Origin of the sequence: Paraburkholderia ferrariae NBRC 106233 (genome assembly GCF_000685035.1) — a bacterium.
Taxonomy (GTDB): Bacteria; Pseudomonadota; Gammaproteobacteria; order Burkholderiales; family Burkholderiaceae; genus Paraburkholderia; species Paraburkholderia ferrariae.
Window position 1 is genome coordinate 1 of record NZ_BAYB01000003.1, and the last position, 22,047, is coordinate 22,047.

The 22,047-nt window shown below is 68.1% G+C and carries 20 protein-coding genes, 1 pseudogene and 1 riboswitch; of the genes and pseudogenes, 5 read left to right on the forward strand and 16 right to left on the reverse strand.

The window, feature by feature from the left end; translation table 11 throughout:
• A pseudogene (locus tag BFE01S_RS37155) lies at positions 1–535 on the forward strand (Clp protease ClpC); the annotation flags it as partial.
• 21 nt (positions 536–556) lie between these two features.
• Here BFE01S_RS37155 and BFE01S_RS03085 read toward each other — a convergent pair.
• Both BFE01S_RS03085 and BFE01S_RS03090 read right to left on the reverse strand, forming a co-directional pair.
• A complete protein-coding gene (locus BFE01S_RS03085) occupies positions 557–2,839 on the reverse strand; it encodes an ATP-dependent DNA helicase (protein WP_028224343.1) in 2,283 nt (760 codons plus the stop codon).
• The gene (locus tag BFE01S_RS03090; RefSeq protein ID WP_028224344.1) at positions 2,836–4,539 is read right to left on the reverse strand and encodes a VRR-NUC domain-containing protein; all 1,704 of its coding nucleotides are present in this window, start codon (positions 4,537–4,539) and stop codon (positions 2,836–2,838) included. Before BFE01S_RS03090 ends, BFE01S_RS03085 begins: the two co-directional genes overlap by 4 nt.
• Before the next feature lie 123 nt (positions 4,540–4,662).
• Between BFE01S_RS03090 and BFE01S_RS03095 the strand changes: the two genes are divergently transcribed.
• Complete coding sequence (locus BFE01S_RS03095) at positions 4,663–5,274, forward strand: hypothetical protein (RefSeq protein WP_028224345.1); 612 nt, start codon at positions 4,663–4,665, stop codon at positions 5,272–5,274.
• A 123-nt stretch (positions 5,275–5,397) separates the two neighbouring features.
• On the opposite strand, the gene BFE01S_RS03105 is transcribed toward BFE01S_RS03095, so the two are convergent.
• Positions 5,398–6,687 (reverse strand): DUF3443 domain-containing protein, encoded by a 1,290-nt coding sequence (locus BFE01S_RS03105; RefSeq protein WP_042337134.1) that lies wholly within the window; start codon positions 6,685–6,687, stop codon positions 5,398–5,400.
• Entirely contained in the window at positions 6,684–7,157 is a 474-nt protein-coding gene (locus BFE01S_RS03110; RefSeq protein WP_028224347.1) for a DUF2844 domain-containing protein, read from the reverse strand. The genes BFE01S_RS03105 and BFE01S_RS03110 overlap by 4 nt, the downstream gene beginning before the upstream one ends.
• 377 nt (positions 7,158–7,534) lie before the next feature.
• On the opposite strand from BFE01S_RS03110, the gene bamC reads away from it, so the two are divergent.
• Positions 7,535–8,776, forward strand: a complete 1,242-nt coding sequence (gene bamC, locus BFE01S_RS03115) for an outer membrane protein assembly factor BamC (RefSeq protein ID WP_028224348.1) — start codon at positions 7,535–7,537, stop codon at positions 8,774–8,776.
• A gap of 102 nt (positions 8,777–8,878) precedes the next feature.
• Here bamC and BFE01S_RS03120 read toward each other — a convergent pair whose 3' ends face one another.
• The 6 genes from BFE01S_RS03120 to BFE01S_RS03140 all read right to left on the reverse strand — a co-directional run bounded on the left by BFE01S_RS03120 (position 8,879) and on the right by BFE01S_RS03140 (position 14,609).
• Complete coding sequence (locus BFE01S_RS03120) at positions 8,879–10,477, reverse strand: L-lactate permease (RefSeq protein ID WP_028224349.1); 1,599 nt, start codon at positions 10,475–10,477, stop codon at positions 8,879–8,881.
• A gap of 256 nt (positions 10,478–10,733) precedes the next feature.
• On the reverse strand, positions 10,734–10,895 hold the full coding sequence (locus BFE01S_RS43885) for a hypothetical protein (RefSeq protein WP_156966887.1): 162 nt from the start codon (positions 10,893–10,895) through the stop codon (positions 10,734–10,736).
• A gap of 111 nt (positions 10,896–11,006) precedes the next feature.
• On the reverse strand, positions 11,007–11,141 hold the full coding sequence (locus tag BFE01S_RS46190; RefSeq protein WP_281177388.1) for a hypothetical protein: 135 nt from the start codon (positions 11,139–11,141) through the stop codon (positions 11,007–11,009).
• Positions 11,142–11,415: 274 nt separating this feature from the next.
• Positions 11,416–11,637, reverse strand: a complete 222-nt coding sequence (locus BFE01S_RS03130; protein WP_042337136.1) for a glycine zipper 2TM domain-containing protein — start codon at positions 11,635–11,637, stop codon at positions 11,416–11,418.
• Positions 11,638–11,891: 254 nt separating this feature from the next.
• Positions 11,892–13,838 (reverse strand): phosphomethylpyrimidine synthase ThiC, encoded by a 1,947-nt coding sequence (gene thiC / locus BFE01S_RS03135; RefSeq protein WP_028224351.1) that lies wholly within the window; start codon positions 13,836–13,838, stop codon positions 11,892–11,894.
• 138 nt (positions 13,839–13,976) lie between these two features.
• Positions 13,977–14,106, reverse strand: a riboswitch (TPP riboswitch).
• Positions 14,107–14,201: 95 nt separating this feature from the next.
• Positions 14,202–14,609: a GreA/GreB family elongation factor gene (locus BFE01S_RS03140; RefSeq protein ID WP_028224352.1), complete on the reverse strand. Its 408-nt coding sequence runs from the start codon at positions 14,607–14,609 to the stop codon at positions 14,202–14,204.
• Positions 14,610–15,299: 690 nt separating this feature from the next.
• Here BFE01S_RS03140 and BFE01S_RS37160 point away from each other — a divergent pair.
• Positions 15,300–16,277 (forward strand): EamA family transporter, encoded by a 978-nt coding sequence (locus tag BFE01S_RS37160; protein ID WP_084169508.1) that lies wholly within the window; start codon positions 15,300–15,302, stop codon positions 16,275–16,277.
• Between the two features lie 66 nt (positions 16,278–16,343).
• On the opposite strand, the gene BFE01S_RS03150 is transcribed toward BFE01S_RS37160, so the two are convergent.
• Positions 16,344–16,481 (reverse strand): entericidin A/B family lipoprotein, encoded by a 138-nt coding sequence (locus BFE01S_RS03150; RefSeq protein ID WP_028224353.1) that lies wholly within the window; start codon positions 16,479–16,481, stop codon positions 16,344–16,346.
• Positions 16,482–16,719: 238 nt separating this feature from the next.
• On the opposite strand from BFE01S_RS03150, the gene BFE01S_RS42480 reads away from it, so the two are divergent.
• Positions 16,720–16,881 carry a DUF1328 family protein gene (locus tag BFE01S_RS42480; protein WP_028224354.1) on the forward strand — a complete coding sequence of 54 codons (162 nt, stop codon included), beginning with the start codon at positions 16,720–16,722 and terminating at the stop codon, positions 16,879–16,881.
• 25 nt (positions 16,882–16,906) lie between these two features.
• On the opposite strand, the gene BFE01S_RS03160 is transcribed toward BFE01S_RS42480, so the two are convergent.
• The 5 genes from BFE01S_RS03160 to BFE01S_RS03180 form a co-directional block, all read right to left on the reverse strand.
• On the reverse strand, positions 16,907–18,118 hold the full coding sequence (locus tag BFE01S_RS03160; RefSeq protein WP_028224355.1) for an MFS transporter: 1,212 nt from the start codon (positions 18,116–18,118) through the stop codon (positions 16,907–16,909).
• Between the two features lie 178 nt (positions 18,119–18,296).
• Positions 18,297–19,124 (reverse strand): phosphodiesterase, encoded by an 828-nt coding sequence (locus tag BFE01S_RS03165; RefSeq protein ID WP_028224356.1) that lies wholly within the window; start codon positions 19,122–19,124, stop codon positions 18,297–18,299.
• Positions 19,125–19,167: 43 nt separating this feature from the next.
• Positions 19,168–20,217, reverse strand: a complete 1,050-nt coding sequence (locus BFE01S_RS03170) for an ABC transporter ATP-binding protein (protein WP_028224357.1) — start codon at positions 20,215–20,217, stop codon at positions 19,168–19,170.
• Positions 20,214–21,146 (reverse strand): ABC transporter permease, encoded by a 933-nt coding sequence (locus BFE01S_RS37165; protein ID WP_042337138.1) that lies wholly within the window; start codon positions 21,144–21,146, stop codon positions 20,214–20,216. Before BFE01S_RS37165 ends, BFE01S_RS03170 begins: the two co-directional genes overlap by 4 nt.
• Before the next feature lie 46 nt (positions 21,147–21,192).
• Entirely contained in the window at positions 21,193–22,017 is an 825-nt protein-coding gene (locus BFE01S_RS03180; RefSeq protein WP_028224358.1) for an ABC transporter permease, read from the reverse strand.
• Positions 22,018–22,047: the final 30 nt, after the last annotated feature.

Consider the following 22,047-nt stretch of genomic DNA (forward strand, 5'->3'; position numbering starts at 1 on the left):
TCTCAAGGGCCACTTCCGCCCCGAGTTCCTGAACCGCATCGACGAAGTGATCGTGTTCCATGCGCTCTCGAAGGAGAACATCCGCTCGATCGTGCAGATCCAGCTCGACCGCGTGGTGCGTACGGCGGCGGCGCAGGACATTACGCTGAAGATGAGCGATGCGCTCGTCGATCATCTGGTGGAGGTGGGTTATCAACCCGAGTTCGGTGCACGCGAACTGAAGCGGCAGATTCGCCAGCAAGTGGAGACGCGGCTCGCGAAGGAAATACTCGGCGACGCGCTGCAAACGGGCGACACGGTCGAGATTGGCTACGACAAGGCGAACGACGAGACGACATTCAACAAGCTCGCCGTCCCCCCAGACGTGAAGGCGGGCAAGCCGTCGAAAAAGGCGAAGGGCGCTGCAGCGAATCCGGTGCCCGACGGCAAGTCGATTGCCTCGGACATTGCCGCCGACGATGTCACGGCCGAACCGCCCCCGCCGTCGAAGAAGAACGGCAAGGGCGCAGGCGCGGGCAAGTCGAAGTCAGGCTGAGCGCCGGTGCGGCGCGTTTGCTCACCCGAGCTGCCACCACCCGGGTAGCAACGCCCGCACGTCGGGCCGCGCGAAGCGGTCGTCGAGCAGATGCACGACGCCGCGATCCTGTTCGCTGCGGATCACGCGGCCCGCGGCCTGCACCACCTTGCGCAGGCCCGGGATCAGGTAGGTATAGTCGAAGCCCGCGCCGTAGAGCGTATCCATGCGTTCGCGCAGGGCTTCGTTCACGGGATTCACCTGCGGCATGCCCAGCGTCGCAATGAAGCTGCCGATCAGCCGCGTGCCGGGCAGGTCGATGCCTTCGCCGAACGCACCGCCCAGCACCGCGAAGCCGAGCCCGCGGCCGCCTTCCACGAAGCGCGCGACAAAGGCCTGCTGCTGCGCTTCGTCCATGGTGCGCGACTGGAGCCAGACGTCGATGTGCGGGTGCTGCGCGACGATGGCATCCGCGGCCAGTTGCAGATACTCGTAGCTGCTGAAGAAGCACAGGTAGTTGCCGGGCCGCGCCCGATACTGCGCGGCAATGCACGCAATGATCGCATCGAGCGAGCGCGCGCGGTCCTTGTAGCGCGTGGAGATGTGGCGCGCGATCTGCACGTCGAGCTGGGCGGCGCTGAACGGCGTGCCGATATCGAGGTTCACGGTATTGGCGGGCAGGCCGAGCATGTCGGTGTAGTAATGCGTGGGCGCGAGCGTGGCCGAAAAGAGCGCGAGGCTGTGCGCCGCTGCAACGCGCGGCCGGAGCGCGCCGGCCGGCACCACGTTGCGGATGCACAGCACCGAGCGCGTGCGGCGCGCGCCCGCTGCGGGCAGCGGCGTGATGTCGAACATCGCGTGTTCGTCGAAGCGCTCGGCCATGCGGGCGAAGTGGAGCGCGTCGAAGTAGAAGCGCTCCATCTCGGGGTCGCGCACGAGTCCCGGCTCGGCCAACTGATCGGCAATCGCGCCGATAACGTCGCCGAGCGCGGCGAGCAACTCCGCAGGCAGCGTGTCGCTCGCGCGCCAGGCGTCGGGTCGCACCGCGTTCTGCGCATTCCAGTGGCGCTGCAGCCGCGCGAGCGCGCGCTTCACCGGCGCGCTTGCAGCACGGCGCACAGCGTCCACGCGCGTTTGCGTAAGCTCGGCCGAGTACATCGTGCGGGCGCGTTCGGGCAGATTGTGCGCTTCGTCCACGAGCACGCTCGCGCGCCACTGGTTGTGCGCGGCGAGCATGAACAGCATGGCGCTCACATCGAAATAGTAGTTGTAGTCGCCGACGATCACGTCGCACCAGCGCGCGAGTTCCTGGCTGAGGTAATACGGGCAGACCGCATGCTCGCGCGCGACGTCGCGCAGCGCGGCCCTGTCGAGACGCACGCGCGCAAGCGCGGCGCTGCGCGCGGCGGGCAGGCGATCGTAGAAGCCGCGGGCGAGCGAACACGATTCGCCGTGGCAGGCGAGATCGGGATGCTCGCAGGCCTTCTCGCGCGCAACGAGTTCGAGCACGCGCAACGGCAGGGGCGTCGATGCGGGCGCGTCGGCCGGGTCTTGCGCGGCGGCGAGCGTTTCGAGGGCATCGAGAGCAAGCTGGCGGCCCGAACTCTTCGCGCTGAGGAAAAACACCTTGTCGATGGCGGCGCGCGAGCAGGCCTTCAACTGCGGAAACAGCGTGCCGAGGGTCTTGCCGATGCCGGTGGGCGCTTGCGCAAGCAGGCACCGGCCTTGCGTAGCCGCACGCCAGATGCCTTCGGCGAGTTCGCGCTGACCGGCGCGAAACGACGCGTGCGGCAGGCGCAGGGTTTCGAGCGCGGCGTCGCGCGCCGCGCGGTGCGCGCTTTCCTGGTTCGCCCACGCGACGAAGCGCTCGCACTGCGCTTCGAATGCCTCGCGCAGTTGCCGCGCACCCGCCTGTTCGACGAGCGCCGTTTCGCGGCCGGATGCGATGTCGTAATAGACGAGCGCCAGTTCGATCGTCTCGATGCCGAGCTTCTCGCACATCAGCGCGCCGTAGACGCGCAACTGCGCCCAGTGCAGCGCGCGCTGGTTCTCGCGCATGGCGTCGAGATCGCCGCGATAGGTCTTGAACTCTTCGAGCCGCTGCCGCGCGGGGTCGTAGCCGTCGGCGCGGCCGCGCACGGTCAGCGGGCCGTAGCTGCCGGCGAGGGCGACCTCGGTTTCGAAGCCCTCGGGGCGCCGCGCCGCAATCGCGGCATGTCCGGCCCGGCCCTCGCTCGCGTCGGGCGCGGGCGTGAAGCGCAGATCGAGGTCGCCGCGTTTCGCGGTGAACTCGCAGAGCGTGCGCACCGCGACGGTGTAGCTCATGGCGCGGTGGCGTCGAGCGCAAGCGGCGCTGGCGCCCAGCGCACCTGCAGCACCGTTACGGGCATGGCGTGCGCGGCGCAGTACGCAAGCCAGCGGCGCTGGTTATCCTGCAGGCGGTCGCCGGGGCCCTTCACTTCGATCAACTCGTAGCGCCGCTCGGCGGGCCAGAAGCGCACGAGGTCCGGCAGGCCCGAACGGTTCGCCGTGGGGTCGCGCAAGAGCCGCTCGAACCACAGCCGCAGATGCGCGGCGGGAAAGCAGTCGAGCGCGACGCTCAGCAACCCGGCGCTCAACGCGGGCCATGCGACGAACGGCGATTGAATGCCGTGCTTTTCGACGTAGCGCCGCTCGATCGTTGCGCGGTACGCGCGGGTTTCGAGTTCGGCGAGGCAGGTGGCGAACCGGTCGGCGCGGCGGGCGACGAAATCGGCGGCGTGCAGATCGGCGGGGCCGCGCTGGAACGGATGGAAGAACGCGCCGGGCAACGGGGCGAAGAGCGCGGGCCAGCACAGCAGGCCGAAGAGACTGTTGATGAGCGTGTTCTCGACATAGAACACCGGCGCCTCGTCGGTGGCGAGCGCCAGGCGCGTGGCTTCCTCCACGCGCAGATCCGCTTTTGCCCCCGGCAGCGTGAGCTCCGCCACGGCGCCGACCTGTGCGGCGGCGGCGTCCTGGGTGGCGCGCGAGCCGCGTTGCCGTTGCAGACGGCCAAGCGTGCGCGCCGCGCGCTGCGCTTCTTCTTCGTTGACGGGCGCCGCGGCGATGGCCTCGGCAAGCGCCACCGCTTCGTCGCGGCGCCCGAGTTGCTCCAGCACGCGCACGCGGCGGTAGCGAGCCTCGGGATGTCCGCACTCCAGATACGCGCGCCAGGCCAGTTCCGGTTCGCGGGCGCGCTCGGCCGCCTGGCCTGCCGCGTGGCGCGCGCGGTCGTGACGCGCGCGCAGCCACGCGTTGTCCGCGGTGCGGGGCGCCAGAGCGTCGAGCGTATCGAGCGCCACGGCAATCGTCTCCGGGTCCGTCTCGATCCGCTCGCGGCAGTCGCGCAGCGCGAGCCAGGTGTCGATGTCGCGGCGATGGTGGAAAGCGCGCGAGGCTTCGTCGAAGGGCACGCTCTCGTAGCGATAGATGCCGAGATCGGCCAGCACGAACTCCGACCAGTCCTGCCGCAGGTTGCCGAAGAACATCAGCCGCAGCCGCTCGCACAGCGGCGCCGCGGCAAGATGGAAGACCGTATCGGCCGAATCCGGGAACCACGCGTGCCAGTCGCGCGGCGGGGGTACGGCTTGCTCCAGTGCGGCGAGGGCGGCTGTGCGGGTCGACGTGCATGCTGCGCGCGCATCCGTGGCGATGTCGAGCGTGACGGCGAGCGCCTGCAGTTCCGCCTTCGTGACGAGCGGCGCGAGTGCATCGAGCGCGAGCGTAGGGGCTGCGTCGAGCCAGCCCTCGGCCACGAGCGCCGCGGCCGCGGCGCGCGGGCAGCCGATCTCCGCATAGTCGAGCCGGCTTGCGCGAAAGTGCGGCCCCTTGCGCATCAGCATGCGCACGAACAGGGCGCGCGAGGCGCGCGGCAACGCGCCGAAGCGCTGCGCGAAGCGGGCTTCGCTCTCGTCGAACAGATCGGCGCAGCGCGCAGCCAGCCAGCCGAGCGCGCGCTCGAAATTGGCGAGGTAATAGAACGGATCGGGGGAGTCGGGGAGCACGCGCGGCACTGTACGGATATACAGTTGCGATGATAGCAGGCTGGCGCGCCGCGAGGAGGGGGGGCGCCACGAGGCGTGCGGGCCCTTACGCTACAATTGCGGCAGCCTGAATACGGATGAGCGATGAACAAACGGAAAGCGTGCTTCCTCGGCCTTGCGGCCGCTGCGTCCCTGCTTGCGGGATGTGTCTCGATGTACCGCAACCCCAGCGCATGCGAAGACGCGATGCAGAGCCGTCTTGCCGAGGTGTCGCCGGGCAACACGCTGTCGATCACGCACAGTGCCGTGTCGTACCGCGGTCAGCGCGTGGTGGTGGAAGGGCAGCTCGCGAAGCCGCCGGTTGCGGCTTCTGCGGCTGCGGCGGCCGTGGAGGCGTCGGTGGCGTCGGGTGCCATGGCGGTGTCCGCCGCTTCTGCTGCGGCAGTGGCTTCAGCCGCTTCGTCGGCTTCGTCCGCCTCGGGTGCGCTCGCACCGCAAGGCGCTTCTGCACCTCTCGCGACGAGCGGTGCCGCAGTGGCTGCTGCGGCATCGGGCGCCTCGGCGGACAAGGCCGAGCCGAAGCCCGCCACGCCGGTCGCGGCGCTTGCACAAAAGCTCGGCATCAAGAAGCCCACCTTCACGCAAACCGCCGCCGAATGCATGTTCAACGAGTCGGGCCTCGTTTCGTTCCGCTGGCTTGCACCGCCCGCGTTCGCCAAAACGACCCCCGACCCGAACGCGTCCGACGACGAGTGACGCCGCTCGCCGCCGCGTGACCGTGGTCAAGCGGCGCGACGCGATGGGCAGCGGGCAGACGGACTGCGGCCTCGGTCAGCAGTTCGCGGGCCGCTAGCCCGCCAACGCATCCCCCCACGAATCTCAGAACGCGAAGAACGGCCCGACACCCGCGGGCGTCTGCTGCGCCTCGATGGCCGTATACACGCGGCGCCCATAAAAGAACGGCAGGCCCCAGCCGAACACGCTGCCGTTGTAGCCGGCGAGATCGTCGAAGGCCCAGTTGCCCGTGGCGACCAGCGTCTGCTCGCTGGTGACGGAGAACGACGCGGCCACCGCCGTGCCGTCCGTGCCCGTTATCGTCGCGGATTCGTTTTGCGGCGAAGCCGGGCAGAACCATGCGCCGCAGCGCGCGAGCGTCGAGTTCGAGAAGAGATAGGCGTTCGAACCGCTATCCAGATAGCTTTGCGAATAGACCGTGCCGTCCGGGGTAGTGGTCGTCACGAAGCCGCTGGCCGTATTCGCGCGCAGCACGCTCGCCGATCCGAGCCCGTTGTCGGCCTGCGTGCCGATGCCGAAAATGAGCGAGCCGCTCACCGAAGCGGCGCCGTCTGCGGTGACGGCGGGCAGGTCGATGACGACGCCGTTGTGATCGCCCGAAAACGCCGCCACGGGGTTGCTGACCTGCTGGGCCAGCGGCTGCGCGGTGGCCGTGCAGTTGCCCGAGGCGCAGGCGTAGTACCACGGCGAAAGCGCATTGCTCGTGCAACCCGCGCCGCAGTCGGCGTTGAAGACGCCCACGCCCAGAATGCCGTTCGCGCGCAGCGCCGTCGCGCTGTCCATCGCGAGGCCGCTGCCGCTGCAGCCGCTGGGCGCGGGGGGCACCGACGGGTCCGCGATCACCTGCACAGGCAGCGAGGCCGCGGTTTCGCCCGCAAGCTGCACGTCCGCGAAACGCACGGCGCCCCACGTGTAGCCCGTGCCGAAGACCGCGCATTCGCCAGCCGGCGCGCTGGCCGGCCCGCCCGATCCCGCGGGCACGCCCGGCAGTGCGAAGCCCGCCGGCAGCGCGGAAGCGAGCAGGCGCAGGCCCTGCGAGCCCGTATCCACCTGGACGTTATCCACGGTCGCGCATTGGTTCGTGCCCGGCACGCAGACGGTCACGCTCGCCATCAGCATGTTGCGCGTGGAGGTGGCCGAGGTGGAGACGTTCACCGGCACGATGTTCGCCGTGGTCGATTGCGGCACGGAGGGCGTGGTAGTCGATTTCGTTGTGTTCGTCGTGCTGGCGCCGCTCGCCGGCGCGGCCGACGAGGCGGGAGCGCTGCTGCCCGCGGTTCCGCCGCTGCCTCCGCCGCCACAGGCGGCGAGCAGGGCGCAGAGCGCGAGCGGGCAAATGAGCGTGCACGGGGCAAGGCGCAGTCGGCGGATCATCGCAGGTCTCCTTCGCTCACGCCCGCGGGGAGCGCCGCCGGCAGCCAGGCGCGGCCCACGTAGCTGCGCATCTGGCCGCCCGTTTCGACCACGACATCGGGTTGATCCACGCGGGCGCTGTGCAGGTCGCCGCGCGCTGCGTCGAGGGCGGCGCTCGCGCCGCTGCGCCAGGAGGCCGCGTAACGGCCGAGCAAGGCGGCGAGGTTCGGCATCGTCGGACCGTGCCACGCGTACGCGAAGATTTCGCCGTTGGCCCGGGCGACATAGGTGTCGATCGTCGTGCCGCCGGCATCGACGTAGCTCACCACGCTGGCGGTTCCTCCCGCGATAGTGCGGGTGGTCGCACCTGCTACGGGCGTTGCGGTATCGCCCAGCGCGGCCTGTGCGGGCGCGGCGGCCCCGAGGCTGGCGGCAAGCAGGCTCGCGCAGGCCGCGAGACGCCCCGCGCGCAGGAATGGACGTGTCGTCATGGAGCCCCCTTTGCGGATTTCCTCGCGCATTGCTCTTTTTTGGGATATGTCGCGAAGTTAGCATCGGCGCCCGCTGCACAAGCCAGGCGGCCTCGGCATAGCGCCTGGCGCAAACCGGGAGAGGGGCGGGAGAATTCCCTATCGCGTTGAATAAAAAGCTGAAACGGCAATTTTTCGTGTAAATTTGCGCGTCGTATAAATGTTGACGAACGTTAAGGGGTCGGATTCGCGGCAGGTTGCCGGTGGTTTGCCGGGGTCTGACAGATCCCGTAACGCGATCCCGTCCAGCGGTTTTTGCACAGGGCGCCTCTCGCCCGGTAAAATGGCTGGTTGATCCACGGAAACTGGCCGTGGCGTAGCCGAAGGATTACCCGAACATGACTGCTTTTCACCAACGTCTTGCCATCCGCGCCGCCGCGCTCCTGATGGCGGGCGGGCTGGTCGCCGGCTGCAGCTCGCCGTCGCCGACCAAGATCGATTACCGCAGCGACTCGAAGGCCAAGGAGTCGTCGCTGGCCGTTCCGCCGAACATGCTCGACGAAACCGCCGACCAGCGCTCGCTGGCGCCGCAAGGCGGCGAGACCTCGCTGTCCTCGCTGCAGCAGGTGCAGAACTCCGCGACGCCCACCGACGAAAACCAGGTGCTGCCGCAGGTGCCGGGCATGCATATCCAGCGTGACGGCACGGAAAGCTGGCTGGTCGTGGACAGCAAGACGCCTGACCAGCTCTGGGCCCAGGTGCGCCGCTTCTGGCAGGAGCAGGGCTTCCTGCTGGTGACGGACCAGCGCGACAAGGGCGTGATGGAAACCGACTGGAACGAAACGCATCCGAAGCTCTCGGACGGCATCATCCGCAACACGCTTTCGTGGGCCATGGGTAATTCCTACGTCACGGCGGAGCGCAACAAGTACCGCACGCGCCTCGAAACCTCGCCGACCGGCGGCACCTACATCTTCATCAGCCAGAAGGGTCTGTCCGAGCAGCTTACCGGCATCAACAACGACAACAGCCAGTGGGTGCCCAAGCCTAACGACCCCGCGCTGGAAACCGAGTACCTCAAGCGCCTGATGGCAACGCTCGCGCGCGCGCAACCGGGCGTGCCCGACGTGAAGCTCGCCGACGCGGAAGCCGCGAAGGCCAACGCCACCCAGGCCACCAGCACGACCTCGGCGGGTCCGGATGCGGCCGCGGCGGCCGTGGCGGCGCAAAACGTCGCGGCAGTGGGCCAGCAGTCGGGTGCCGGCAAGCAGGCTCAGGCCGAGACGGGCGGCCAGTACACGTCTTCGGAACTCACGCTCGGCGAATCGTACGACCGCGCCTGGCAGCGCGTGGGCATCGCCCTCAACCGTGCGAACTTCACGGTGGACGACAGCGACCGCGCAAAGGGCATCTACTACCTGCGCTACGTCGATCCGAAGGACATGACGTCCGACGAGCAGGGCTTCTGGAACCAGGTGTTCCATGGCCGCAAGGAAAAGGTCGCGAAGCAGTACAAGCTGAACGTGCGCGCCGTGACCGAGAACCAGACGCGCGTGGCGATCGTGGACGACAGCGGCCAGGTCGATAACTCGCGTCCGGCGCAGGAGATCATGGGTCTCGTCGTTTCGGAACTGCGTTAAGTTTCTTCGCAGACCTCAGGGTCCGGGAAACAGAAAGCCCGCCTGCGCACGACGCGCAGGCGGGCTTTTTTTATCGTCCAGGCCCGCGAGGGGCGTGCGCCTTCAGTGCGGAATCATCCACGTGAACACGTTTTGCTGCAGCCACACCAGGATGCCCAGCAGCACGGTGAGCAGGATCGAATGCTTGAACGTGCGGGCGAAGACGTGGCCCTCCTTGCCCTTGAGCTCGGTGGTGGCGACGCCGGTGGAGATGTTCTGCGGCGAGATCATCTTGCCCATCACGCCGCCCGACGAATTGGTCGCCGCCATCAGCACGGGGTTCAGGTTGAGCTGGCGCGCGGCCACGACCTGCAGGTTGCCGAAGAGCGCATTGCCCGAGGTGTCGCTGCCGGAGAGGAACACCGCCACCCAGCCGAGGAAGGCCGAGACGAGCGGAAAGAGCGCGCCCACCGAGGCAACGCCGAGCCCGAGCGTATAGGTGAGCCCCGAGTAGTTCATCAGATACGCGAGCCCGACGATCGTGGCGACGGTCAGGATGGCGATGCGCGTCTGCACCCACGTATCGACGATCGCGCCGCCGAAATCGGCGGGCTTCAGGCGCACGACGAGCGCCGTGATGATCGCGGCCACGAGAATCGCCGTGCCGGTGGCGAGCGGCTGGAAGTCCCAGATCGCGCCGTAGGGCACCTTGTAGAGCGTGATGTACACCGCCTTGTCGAGACCGGGCCAGGGGACCCTGGTGTCGCCGATCGCGAAGACCTTCGCAATGGTCCACAGGATCACGACCACGGCCACGATCAGCCACGGATACCAGCCTTGCGCACCCGATACCGTGCCGCGCACTTCCTTCGCCCGGTCGATCCGGATTTCGAACTGCGGGTCGGGCGCGGGCTTCCAGACGCGCAGGAACGCGATCGTGAGGATCAGCGAGATCAGCGAAGCGAGCACGTCGGTGAGGCTGTAGTTGACGAAGTTCGACGTCACGAACTGCGTGATGGCGAAGCTGCCGCCCGCCACGAGCAGCACCGGCCAGATGCGCAGCATGCCGGTCACGCCCGCGTAGATGGCGATCACATAGAACGGCAGCAGCAGCGCGAAGAACGGCAACTGGCGGCCGACCATTTGCGCGAGCGTGTCGGCGGGCAGGTGCGTGACGGCGCCGAGCACCGTGATCGGCACGCCGAGCGCACCGAAGGCCACGGGCGCCGTGTTGAAGATCAGCGTGAAGGTGAGCGCTTCGAGCGTGGGGAAGCCCAGCATGATGAGCAGCGAACTCGTGATCGCGACGGGCGTGCCGAAGCCGGAGATGCCTTCGAAGAGGGCGCCGAACGAAAAGCCGACGACCACGAGCACGATGCGGCGGTCGTTCGGCAGATTGTCGAGCAGCCACATGCGAAAGGCCGCGAAGCGCCCGGAGCGCTGTGCGATGTTGTAGAGCAGGATGGCCGTGACGACGATCCACATGACCGGCCAGAGCGCGAACACGGCGCCCGCCACCACGGAGTCGATGGCGAGGCCAGCCGGAAACTGCCAGCCGAAGATCGCGACGATCAGCCCGACCACGAGGCCCGCGAGCGAAGCCTGCCACGCGGGGCGCCGGGCCCAGCCCAGCAGCGCGAGCACGGTGAGGATGGGAAGCGCGGCGACGATAAACGAAGGGAGGAGCGAATTGCCGATGGGAGTCAACAACTGGTGAAACATGACGTCTCCTTTGTGCGGTTCTGGAATCGGCGCAGTCGATGCCGCCCGGCGCGCCGGTGCACTGTTTCAGATGGGCGGTTATTTAAGGCCGTGCTTCAGTCCCCGATGCCCAATAGCAGCATAGAAAATGCGGCATGAGCGTCAAGCAGGGTAAGTACGGTCCGGCACCGAATAGGGAGGGGAAACTGGCGGCCTCGCCAGATTGAGGGCCGCGCGAGGGAAAGTGCATTACGCGCGCCATGGGGGGCGGCAGTCGTCAATGCCAGTGTCCGCCCCAGCCGAAACCGAACGACACGGCGGGCCCGCCCCAGCCCCAGCCCCACGCGGGGTAGTACGCGGGCCAGGCGGCATACGCAGGCACGGCGATGGCTACCGGCTGGGTGGAGTAGAGCGGTCCTGGATATTGGGCGTCGGGCACGGCGTTGGGGGCGGGCGTGTTGCCCGGCGCGGCAGCTACGGTGCCGACCGCGGTTTCCTGCTGCGTGGCGTAAGCAGGGGTGGCGCCGTAGCCATAGCCGTAGCCATACGGTTAATAGTAGTAGCAGCCCGAAAGCGCGAGCGTGGAGGCGAAGGCGCTGGCGGCCGCCATGCCGCGCAAGGCGCACGTGGTGCGTATGGTGCGTGCGGAACGGGCGGGCGCGAGGGACACAAACGGGCGTGGCATGGCAGACTCCGTGAGCGGACGGCCGGCCGCGCGCCCGAGGGGGCACGCAAACACCGGTAGCTTTCGAGCTTACGCTGCCGTGCGCGACTTGGTGTTGCGCAGGGATAACCGCGTATTTCGCGCAATTGCAATGCAAAACGAAACGCGGCGCATCCCCGGTGATGGGGATGCGCCGCGCCGCCTCTCTGATTGCTGCCTTGCCTGTCGTTCTGATGGTGGTGTTCGTGCCTTATGTCTTGCGCTGCGTTTTCAGGTCTTGCGGGCCGGCGTGACGTTACTTGCCGACCTGATTGCCGATAATGCCGCCCACGGCTGCGCCGCCCACCGTCGAGAGCGCGCTGCCGCCGAGCGCCGCGCCGGCCACGCCGCCCACCCCCGCGCCGATCGCGGTATCGCGATCGCGCGTCGACATGTTGTCGCAGGCGCCAAGGCTGGCCGCCGCCGTGACGGCGGTCGCGAGGGTAATGAGAATGCGCGCGTGTGCAAGGGTTTTCATGTCCGGCTCCAGGGTAATGACGAGCGGCGTTGCCCGCGCGCCGGGCGCAGGCCGCAACTCCGATACTCCCATCGTATCGGGCGATCCCGTATCTGGTTGTTCGGCTTTGTCAGCGAGTCGTTGGATTCGTAAAAGAGTGTTTCCCCGGCCGTTTTTTTCGTGCACCGCAAAAACAAAGGGCGCGGTTTGCACCGCGCCCTTTCGTGTCGATTTCGTGTCGAGCATGCCCTGCGCGGGCAGCTTGCAGGGGGGGCTTACTGGCGCTGGTAGATCTCGGCGCCCTGCTTGATGAATTCGACAGCCTTCACTTCCATGCCTTTTTTCAGGGCCTCGTCGTCGCTCACGCCCTGTTTGGCTGCGAAATCGCGCACGTCCTGCGTGATCTTCATCGAGCAGAAGTGCGGGCCGCACATCGAGCAGAAATGCGCGACCTTGGCCGAGTCCTTCGGCAGCGTTTCGTCGTGGAATTCGCGTGCCTTGTCCGGGTCGAGGCCGAGGTTGAACTGGTCTTCCCAGCGGAACTCGAAGCGCGCCTTCGAAAGCGCGTTGTCGCGCACCTGCGCGCCCGGATGGCCCTTCGCGAGATCGGCTGCGTGCGCCGCGAGCTTGTACGTGATGATGCCTTCCTTCACGTCGTCCTTGTTCGGCAGGCCCAGGTGTTCCTTGGGCGTCACGTAGCACAGCATCGCCGTGCCGAACCAGCCGATCATCGCGGCGCCGATGCCCGAGGTGATGTGGTCGTAGCCCGGTGCGATGTCGGTGGTGAGCGGCCCGAGCGTGTAGAAGGGCGCTTCCTTGCACCAGTCGAGCTGGAGATCCATGTTCTCCTTGATGAGCTGCATCGGCACGTGGCCCGGACCTTCGATCATCACCTGCACGTCGTGCTTCCACGCAATCTGCGTGAGCTCGCCGAGCGTCTTCAGTTCGCCGAGCTGCGCTTCGTCGTTGGCGTCGTAGATCGAGCCGGGGCGCAGGCCGTCGCCGAGCGAGAAGCTCACGTCGTATTCCTTCATGATTTCGCAGATGTCTTCGAAATGCTCGTAAATGAAGGATTCCTGATGGTGGGCGAGGCACCACTTGGCCATGATCGAACCGCCGCGCGAGACGATGCCGGTCATGCGGTTGGCCGTGAGCGGCACGTATTGCAGACGCACGCCCGCGTGGATCGTGAAGTAGTCCACGCCTTGCTCGGCCTGCTCGATGAGCGTGTCGCGGAAGATTTCCCACGTGAGGTCTTCGGCCTTGCCGTTGACCTTTTCGAGCGCCTGGTAAATCGGCACCGTGCCGATCGGCACCGGCGAATTGCGGATGATCCACTCGCGCGTTTCGTGGATGTGCTTGCCCGTCGAGAGATCCATGACCGTGTCGCCGCCCCAGCGGATCGCCCACGTCATCTTGTCCACTTCCTCGCCGATCGACGAGGTCACGGCCGAGTTGCCGATATTCGCGTTGATCTTCACGAGGAAGTTGCGGCCAATGATCATCGGCTCGCTTTCCGGGTGGTTGATGTTGGCGGGAATGATCGCGCGGCCGCGCGCGACTTCCTCGCGCACGAATTCGGGCGTGATTTGCTTGAGCGCGTCGGCGCCGGGCGCCGCTACGCCGAAGCCCGCGGCACCGAAGGCCTGGCCCGCGTGCTGGCGGCCCATCATCGCGGCGAGCCTGGCGCCGTTCGGGCCGCTTGCCTCGAGGCTTTCCAGATACTCGGCGCGGCGCTGGTTTTCGCGGATCGCGATGTACTCCATCTCGGGCGTGACGATGCCCTGACGCGCGTAGTGCATCTGCGACACGTTCTTGCCGGTCTTCGCGCGGCGCGGCGTGCGGTGCAGGCCCGGGAAGCGCAGTTCGGCCGTGGCCGGATCGGCGGCGCGCTCGCGGCCGTATTGCGACGAAAGACCGTCGAGCGGCTCGGTGTCGCCGCGCTTTTCGATCCATGCCTCGCGCAGTGCGGGCAGGCCGGCGCGAATGTCGATCTGCGCGTCCGGGTCGGTGTAGGGACCCGACGTGTCGTAGACGTAGATCGGCGGATTCTTTTCGCCGCCGAAGCCCGTAGGCGTGTCCGACTGCGTGATTTCGCGCATCGGCACGCGGATGTCCGGCTGCGAGCCGGTCACGTAGATCTTGCGGGAATTGGGCAGCGGCGCGACCGCGGCTTCGTCGACGTGCGCGTTGGCGGAAACGAACTTCGGGTTCGCGTTCATGTATGTCTCTCCGTGTGGGCCCGAACCCGCGCTTGAGCGCGTGACCGAGGTGCCATGCAAAGCAAAGTGGGAACGGCAGCTTCGCAGGAGACGAGACGGAACGTGGACGGACTTCGCTGTGATGAGTGTGGAGTGACGCTGCGAAGTCCGGACGCTTCCCTGCGCTGGCATTATCCAGATCAGGTTCAAAGGGTATTTCTCACCCGCGCGATACGCCGCTCGACTTTCGTACGTAGCGGCGCATAACGCAGGACCCCCGCGTAAGCAGGCCAAACAATACACCGTGCTGCGACGATCTGGCAAGTGCCTGCGGCTGCAATTTGCGGTATGGCGCGGGGCAGTGCCACCGGCACGCGTACGCGCTTACAGCGTGAAATCGTCTGACGCTTCGGGCTGAAACAGGATGCGGTCGATCTTCAGCGTCTGCCGGGTGCCGCTCGGCGGCGTGAAGCGCACGGTGTCGCCGCGCTTCACGCCAAGCAGCGCGAGGCCCGCGGGCGAGAACACATTCAGCCGCCCGGCGGCGAAGTCGGCGCTATGCGGATATACGACCGTCCACGTGAAGGATTCGCCCGTCTCTTCGTTCTTGAGCGTGACCTGCGAGTTCATGGTCACGACGTTCGCGGCGACGTCCTGCGGCGGGACGATCTCGGCGCGTTCGAGCAGTTCGTCGAGCATGATCTGGCGCGCCGGCGCGGCGCCGGGTTCGGCCGCGCTTTTTTCGAGTCGGGCGACGTCGAGCTCGGTGAGGTAGCGGATTTTGCGGGTCACGGCGGTTCTCCTTGCGATCCTGAAATACGTTGATGGGCGGGCGTGCGGGATCGGCCCGGAGCCCGACCGAACGGCTCCGGATGAGGGGAGAGCGGTTCAGGCCGGACGCCGGGCGGCGAGGGGCGGGGTCGTGGCGCGACGCGGCAGGGTTTTGCGCGCAGCGCGTGCACCGGCCGGGGTTCGCGCGCGCACGCGTTCGCGCAGGCCGCGGCAGGGGCGCGGCGGCAGCGGACGGGCAAGACGCGAGGGCAGGGCATGCATGGCGACAGGTAAAAATGAAAGCAGAAAGAAAGATTTACAATATTAGCATGTGGACTGCACGGGCGATGGCCCTGCATTTTTGCGCGATGCGAGATGCCCAGCCTGGGCGCGGTTTGGTGTTTCCTCACACGCCGTAATGGCCGCGCATAAAGCGCGCCCTGAACGACGCACGCGGGCGGGCTTGCTGCATAATTCGGGGCGGCCAGCTTACGTTTATCCGACTGGCCTCGCCGTACCGGTTGCCGCCGCAGCCGGCGTTATTCGCGCCGGGTCGCACGGACAGCAACTGCAGCCTTGACCGCCTTCCCGCAGGCCGGGCTGTGCCTTACCGCTTCTTCGCCAATCCATCATGCCGTCGAGTTTTATCCGTCTCGCAGCGCGTCTGCGAGGCTCCGGGGGATGTGCGCCGTCGTTTTTGTCCGCGACGCCATGACCACGCCTCCTCGTTTGTCTTCCCGCGCGCAGGTCGTCGCATTCGCTGTGCTGCGTGCGCTCAACGCCCTCTGGCAACTCTGCCGCTCGATCCGGCTGCCGCAATCGCGGGGCGGGCGCGTTGCGCTTTCGCTGGGCACGGTCTATTTCGTGTGGGGCTCGACCTACCTCGGCGTGCACGTCGCGCTCGGCTCGTTTCCGCCGCTGCTGCTTTCGGGGCTGCGCAACCTGCTGGCGGGCATCGGCCTCTTCGTGTTCGCGATGCGCCGCCGCCCCGCCATGCCCACGCTGCTGGAGGTGCGCAATGCGGGCATCGTCGGCACGACGCTCGTCGGGCTTTCCAGCGGCATGCTCGCTTACGGGATGCGAACCGTGGGCACCGGCACCGCCGCGGTGATGGTCGCCACGGTGCCGCTTTTCGCCACCGTGATTGCCGCAGCCACCGGGCGGCGCATCGCGAAGGCGGAGTGGCTGGCCGTGGCGCTCGGCCTGGCCGGGATCGGGATTCTGAGCCATGGCGGCGGCGCGTCGGGCACGGCGGGCGGCTGCCTCGCGATTCTCAGCGGCGCGCTTTTCTGGGCCATCGGCGCGCATCTGGCCGGGCGGCTCAAGCTGCCTTCGGATCTCTTTCTGGCTACGGCGCTGCAGATCGGGCTGGGCGGGGCGGTGTCCACGCTGATCGCCTGGATCACCGGCGAGCGCATGATGGCGCTGCATTTCCTGCCCGCTGTCGCGTTTCTCTATCTCATGCTGGTCGGCACCATGGCGGCTTATGTCGCCTACGGCTACCTGATCCGCCATACCAGCCCGCTCGTGGCGAGCAGTTGCATGTACGTGAATCCCGTGGTGGCGGTCGCGCTGGGTGCGCTGCTGCTGGGCGAGCCGGTGACGACCGGCACGATTGTCGCCACCGTCCTGATACTCGGCAGCGTGGGCCTCTCGTTCGTCTTCGACGACCGCCGCCGCGGGGCCTGACACGCAAGGGGCCAACTCGCCCCGTGCGCTCTGCCGGCCCCGGGCGGCGGGCGCGCCGGCGCCGCGCTACTTCGCCTGTTCGGCGCTATTCGTGATGGCGTGGCCGCCCGCGGACATATCCTCGCCCGCGCCCGCCACGGTATTGCAGGCGGCGAGGGTTCCGGCCGAAGCGGCAATGAGCAACAAGGCAATCAGGCGTTTCATGAGCGGCTCCATCTTTTAAGGAGTAAGGGATCCCTTCTCCAGCACGTGGCGTGCCCGGGTATTTTTGCCGGATTGAGGCGGGGTGCGTCCCCGCTTGCGCGTGGCAACGGGTCCGGCGCTTGCGTAGTGCATCCCCGTAGTGCACCCCCATCGGTCGGCGCGGCCAACATCGCGGAGCATTCAACGGCTTCCCGCGCGCGACCACCGCCCGACACCACCGACCCGGGAGGGTTACGCCATGCTTCACTACGCCATCGTATTCCTCGTGATCGCGCTCATTGCCGCCGTGTTCGGCTTCACCGGCATCGCGGCCGGCGCCGCCGAAATCGCGAAGATCCTTTTCTATCTCTTTCTCGTGGTCTTCGTGGTCACGCTGCTGCTGGGCGTGCTGCGGGGCTAGGGCGCGCGGGGTGCTTCCCGGTGCTTCAGGAAGCCTGCGCGCCGCGCCCGGCGCGCTCGCGCGTGCTCGCGTGAATCCAGCCGGCCAGCGCCGAAAACGCGAGGCCCGCCACGCATACGCCGACCCAGCCGAAGGCATGCCACGTCGCCGCGCCGACGGCGGAGCCCGCCGCACCGCCGATGAAGTAAGCCACCATGTAAACCGTGTTGACGCGGCTGCGCGCCTCCGGGCGTAGGGCGTAGATGCGCGACTGGTTCGAGATCTGCGCGGCCTGCACGCCGACATCGAGCACGATCACGCCGATCACGAGCCCGACGAGGCTCTTGCCCGAGAACGCGAAGATCACGAAAGCGAGCGCAACGAGCCCGATCGACAGCGTGATGACGGCACGCGGGCCGCGCTTGTCCGCGGAGCGTCCGGCCCAGGGCGCGGCCATGGCGCCTGCCGCGCCGACGATGCCGAAGAGCCCCGCCACCTGCGGCCCGAGGTGGAACGGCTCGCCTGCAAGCAGCAGCGTGAGCACGGGCCAGAAGAGGCTGAACGCCCCGAAGATGCAGGCGCCGGTTGCGGCCGCCTCGCGCAGACCGCGCAGCTCCACCGTGAGATGCCACATGGAGACGAGCAGCCGGCCATAGCTGAGCTTCGAGGTGGGCTGGCTGCGCGGCAGCTTGAGCACGATCACGAGGGCGAGGCCGAGCAGCGTGACGATGGACGCGCCGAACACCGCGCGCCAGCCGAAGTACTGGCCGACGAAACCGGCTGCCGTGCGGGCGAGCAGGATGCCGATCAACAGGCCGCTCATCACGATGCCCACCGCACGGCCGCGCGATTCGGGCGGCGCGAGTTCGGCGGCGAACGGTACGGCCTGCTGCGCGATGGTGGCGAGCACGCCGATGGCGAGGCTCGCGCCGATCAGCACGCCGAGCGTAGGCGCCGTCGCGGCGAAGAAGAGGGCGATGCAGACGCCCGCCGTTTGCAGCAGGATCAACCGCCGGCGGTCGAAGCGGTCGCCGAGCGGGGCGAGCAGCAGCATGCCGGCGGCGTAGCCGAGCTGGGTGGCGGCCGGCACGGCGCCGATCCAGGCGGCCCCCGATGGAAACGACTGGCGAAAGTCGGCGAGGAGCGGCTGGTTGTAGTAGATGTTCGCGACCGCAACGCCCGCGATGGTCGCGAGCAGAAGCAGCAGGCCGGACAGCGACGGGCTTTCGCCAGCGGTTGCGGAATCGGGTGTGGACATGGGTGGGAGCGGGCGGCCCCGGAGGGGCGCAAAGGCAGCATTCGAGCGTGCCGATGATACCGGAGCAGGTCCGATCCTGCTGACGCTCGCGCATCGCTTGCCGTCCATCGCTTGTCGTTCATCGCTCGTCGCCGCGCGTGTGGCGGGCGGCGTTGCCCGACTTTGCCTCGTTTTGTCCTCAGGCGATCAGATCCCCCGAGGGTTCGTGAAACGGATAGGGCCCCTCCGATTCATCGACATACGCGTGATGCGTCACGAGCCCGCTGCGCGGATCGTAGCGGTGCAGGGCGAAGGCGGGCGGCTCGAGCGTGAAGGTCGAGGGCGCTCCGGGCGCGAGATCGAGGGTCACCTGGTGCGCGGGGGCCGGCACGGCCGAAGCGATCGTGCCGCCGAAGCGCACGAACATGGAGCGGTGCACGTGGCCGCACATCACGCGTTCGACGTTGGGGTGACGGGCGATGAGCGCTTCGAGCGCCTCGGCGGCCTGCGGGTCGAGCCGGATGGCATCCATGTGGCCGACGCCGCTGTCGAATGGCGGGTGATGGAGCGCGACGATGACGGGCTGCGCGCGCGCGGCGTCCAGTTGCGTTTCGAGCCACGCGAGCCGCGCGGCGCAAAGCGTGCCGGCGCTTTGGCCCGGCTGCATGGAGTCGAGCGCGATCAGACGCAGCGGCCCGATATCGACGGCGTAGTGCACGAAAGCACCGCCCGCGCTCAGCTCGGCGCGTTCGGGGAACACTTCGCGCAGCCCTTCGCGGCCGTCGTGGTTGCCGATCAGGAGCCAGCAGGGAATGTCGAGCGTGGCGAGCAGCGTCTTGAGGTGCCGGTACTCTTCGGCCGAGCCGCGGTCCACGAGGTCGCCGGTGACGATCACGGCGTCCGGGCGCGGGTCGAGCGCATTCAGGCGCGCGATGGTGCGCGCGAGACTCGCGGCCGTATCGACGCGGCGGTAGGCGAGTGCGCCGGGTTGCTTGATGTGCAGGTCGCTGATCTGGGCGAGCAGCATGGGTGGCCTCTCAGTGTGTACGTTTATTGTGGGGAAGCATCGCTTACGCGAGCGCGATCAGCGCCTCGGGCGCGATCGAGAGCCCGACGGCCGTGCCGCGCGCGAGCTCCACGCGGCCCGCGACATCGACGATCAGCGCATCGGGCGCCGCGCCGCCGATAGTCAGGCGCGTGCGTTCGCCGAGGAACGTCGCCTGCTCGATCACGCCGCGCAGGTGCGAAGCGGCGGGGTCGGTGAGCGCTGCGTCCTCGGGGCGGAAAAAGAGCTCGGTCGCGCCGGCGGCGGTGGCGGCGGTGGCCGCAGTGACCGGAACAGTGCCGCCCGTCGTGCACAGCATGCCCTCGCGCCATTGTCCCGCGAGACGGTTCAGCGTGCCCACGAACTGCGCGACCGCGCGGCTCGCCGGCCGGTAGTAGATTTCGCGCGGCGTGCCGATCTGTTCGATGCGGCCCGCGCTCATCACCACGACACGGTCGCCCAGCTCCATCGCTTCGGCCTGGTCGTGCGTCACGTAGACCGTCGTCACGCCCAGCTCGCGCAGGAGCGTGTTCATCTCGCCGCGCAGGGCGTCGCGCAGGCGGGCGTCGAGCGCGGTGAGCGGCTCGTCGAGCAGCAGCACGCGCGGCCGCGGCGCGAGCGCGCGCGCGAGTGCCACGCGCTGGCGCTGGCCGCCCGAAAGCTGGTCGATGGGTTTGTCGGCGTGCGCTTCGAGCCGCATCATCGCGAGCAGTTCGGCCACGCGCTCGCGCGCGGCATCGGCGGGCACCTTCTGGATCTTCAGCCCATAGCCGATGTTGCCGCGCACCGTGAGATTCGGAAAGAGCGCGTAGTTCTGGAACACCATGCCCACCTTGCGGCGCTCGATGGGCAGCGCGGTGACGTCGTCGTTGCCGAACAGCACGCGGCCGGCGGCATCGGGCGTTTCGAGTCCTGCGATCAGGCGCAGCGTGGTGGTCTTGCCGCACCCCGAAGGGCCGAGCAGCACGAGCGTTTCGCCCGCGCCGATCGAGAGGTCGAGCGGCTCCAGCACGCGCGTGCCGCGAAAGGTCTTCGCGCAGCGCGAGAGCGCGATGGGAATGGAGTCGAGTTTCATTGGGAATCCTTATGATGGCGACGCTTGCTGCCGGCGCGGCCGTTGCGATCACTACGGCCCTCGCGTCCGCCGGCCGGGTCCACGCCCAGCCACTGCATGGCGATGAGGAGCGGCATCGCCATGATGAAGAACAGAATGGTGTAGGCGCTGCCCACCTCGATGCGCATCGAGGCATAGGTGTCGGCGAGGCCGACGGGCAGCGTCTTCGTGTCCGGCGTGTGCAGCATCCAGGTGAGATTGAACTCGCCGATGGAGAGCGTGAGCACCGCGAGCGCGCCCGCCACGATGCCGGGCCGCGCGTTGGGCAGCACGATGGTGAAGAAGCGCTGCAGGAAGCTGGCGCCGAGGCTCGCGGCGCCCTCTTCGAGCGTGCGCAGGTCCGCCGACGCGCAGACCGCCGCCACGGGCCGCACCATGAACGGCAGCGTAAAGACCACATGGCCGACCACGATGAACCAGGCGCTCATGCGAAACGCGGTGAAGCCGCCATAGACCACCAGCAACGCGAGCGCCGAAGCGAGCCCGGGCAGCGCCACGGGCATGACGAGCAGCTCCTCGATGAGACGCGAAGCGCGCGTGCGGCTGCGCGCGAGCGCGTAGCCGGCGGGCACGCCCGCGAGCAGCGTCATCGCGAGCGTGGCGGCGGCGACTTCGAGCGAAAGGAATACGGAGGCGTGATACTCCGTCCACACCTGGTCGAGCCAGCGCAGCGTGAGGCCGCTCGCGACGCCGCGAAAGTAGTTGACGGTCAGCCCGGCGAGGATCGACATGACCACCGGCACGATCAGGAACGCGCAGGTCGCAAGGGTGACGAACCACTGCGCGCAGGCAAGCCAGGTGCGGGTGGACGGCAGGGACAGACGCCGGCGCCGCGTGGCAGGCGGCTCGTCCGGCAGCTCCGGGGCTGCGGGGGTGGCGAGGGAATTCATGCGTGTTGTCGCGTTGTCTTGAGCGCCGTGTTTCAAGGCTCGGGGTTCAGGCCGTGGCGGCGACCGAAGCGCCGGTCAGGCTGCGCGCGAGCGTGAGTGCGCCCCAGGTCACGAGCCCGAGCACGATCGACAGGCCGGCTGCCGTCACCATGTTCGCGTTGAGCGTGAACTCGGTGTAGATGGTCATCGGCAGGACGTCGATATCGGTTGCGAGCGTGAAGGCCGTGCCGAACGCGCCCATGGCCGTGGCGAAGCACACGGCGCCCGCGGCGATGAGACCCGGCGCGAGCGCGGGCAGGATCACGTCGCAGAAGATGCGCCACGCCGATGCGCCGAGCGAACGCGCGGCTTCTTCGAGCGAGGCGTCGAGTTGCGTCGCGCAGGCCATGACGGTGACGATCACGCGCGGAATGGAAAAGTACAGATAGCCCGCAAAGAGCCCGGCCATCGAGTAGGCGAACACCCAGCGCTCGCCGGTGAGGCGCAGCGCGAGCGCGCCGATCAGCCCCTGCCGCCCCGCGAGCATGATCACCATGAAGCCCACGACGACACCCGGAAACGCGAGCGGAAACGTGAGCAAGGCGAGCAGCGCGCGGCGGCCGGGGAACTGGCGCCGTGCGAGCAGCAGGCCGCAAACCGTGGAGATCGCGAGCGTGGCCGCCGTGACCGCCGCCGAAAGCGCGATCGTGGCGGCGAGGCTCTTCATGTAGCGGCCATTCGTGAGGAGTGCTCGATAAGTCTCGACGAGGTGGCCGTCCGCGCTCACCTGCACGAGCGCGACCATCGGCAGCAGCCAGAAGGCGAGGAAGATCGCGAGGGCGGGCGCGACGAGCGCCACGCGCCAGCGCAGCGGAAACGTGAGATCGTGCATGACGGTCGGCGTTCGGGACGGGTTCGACGG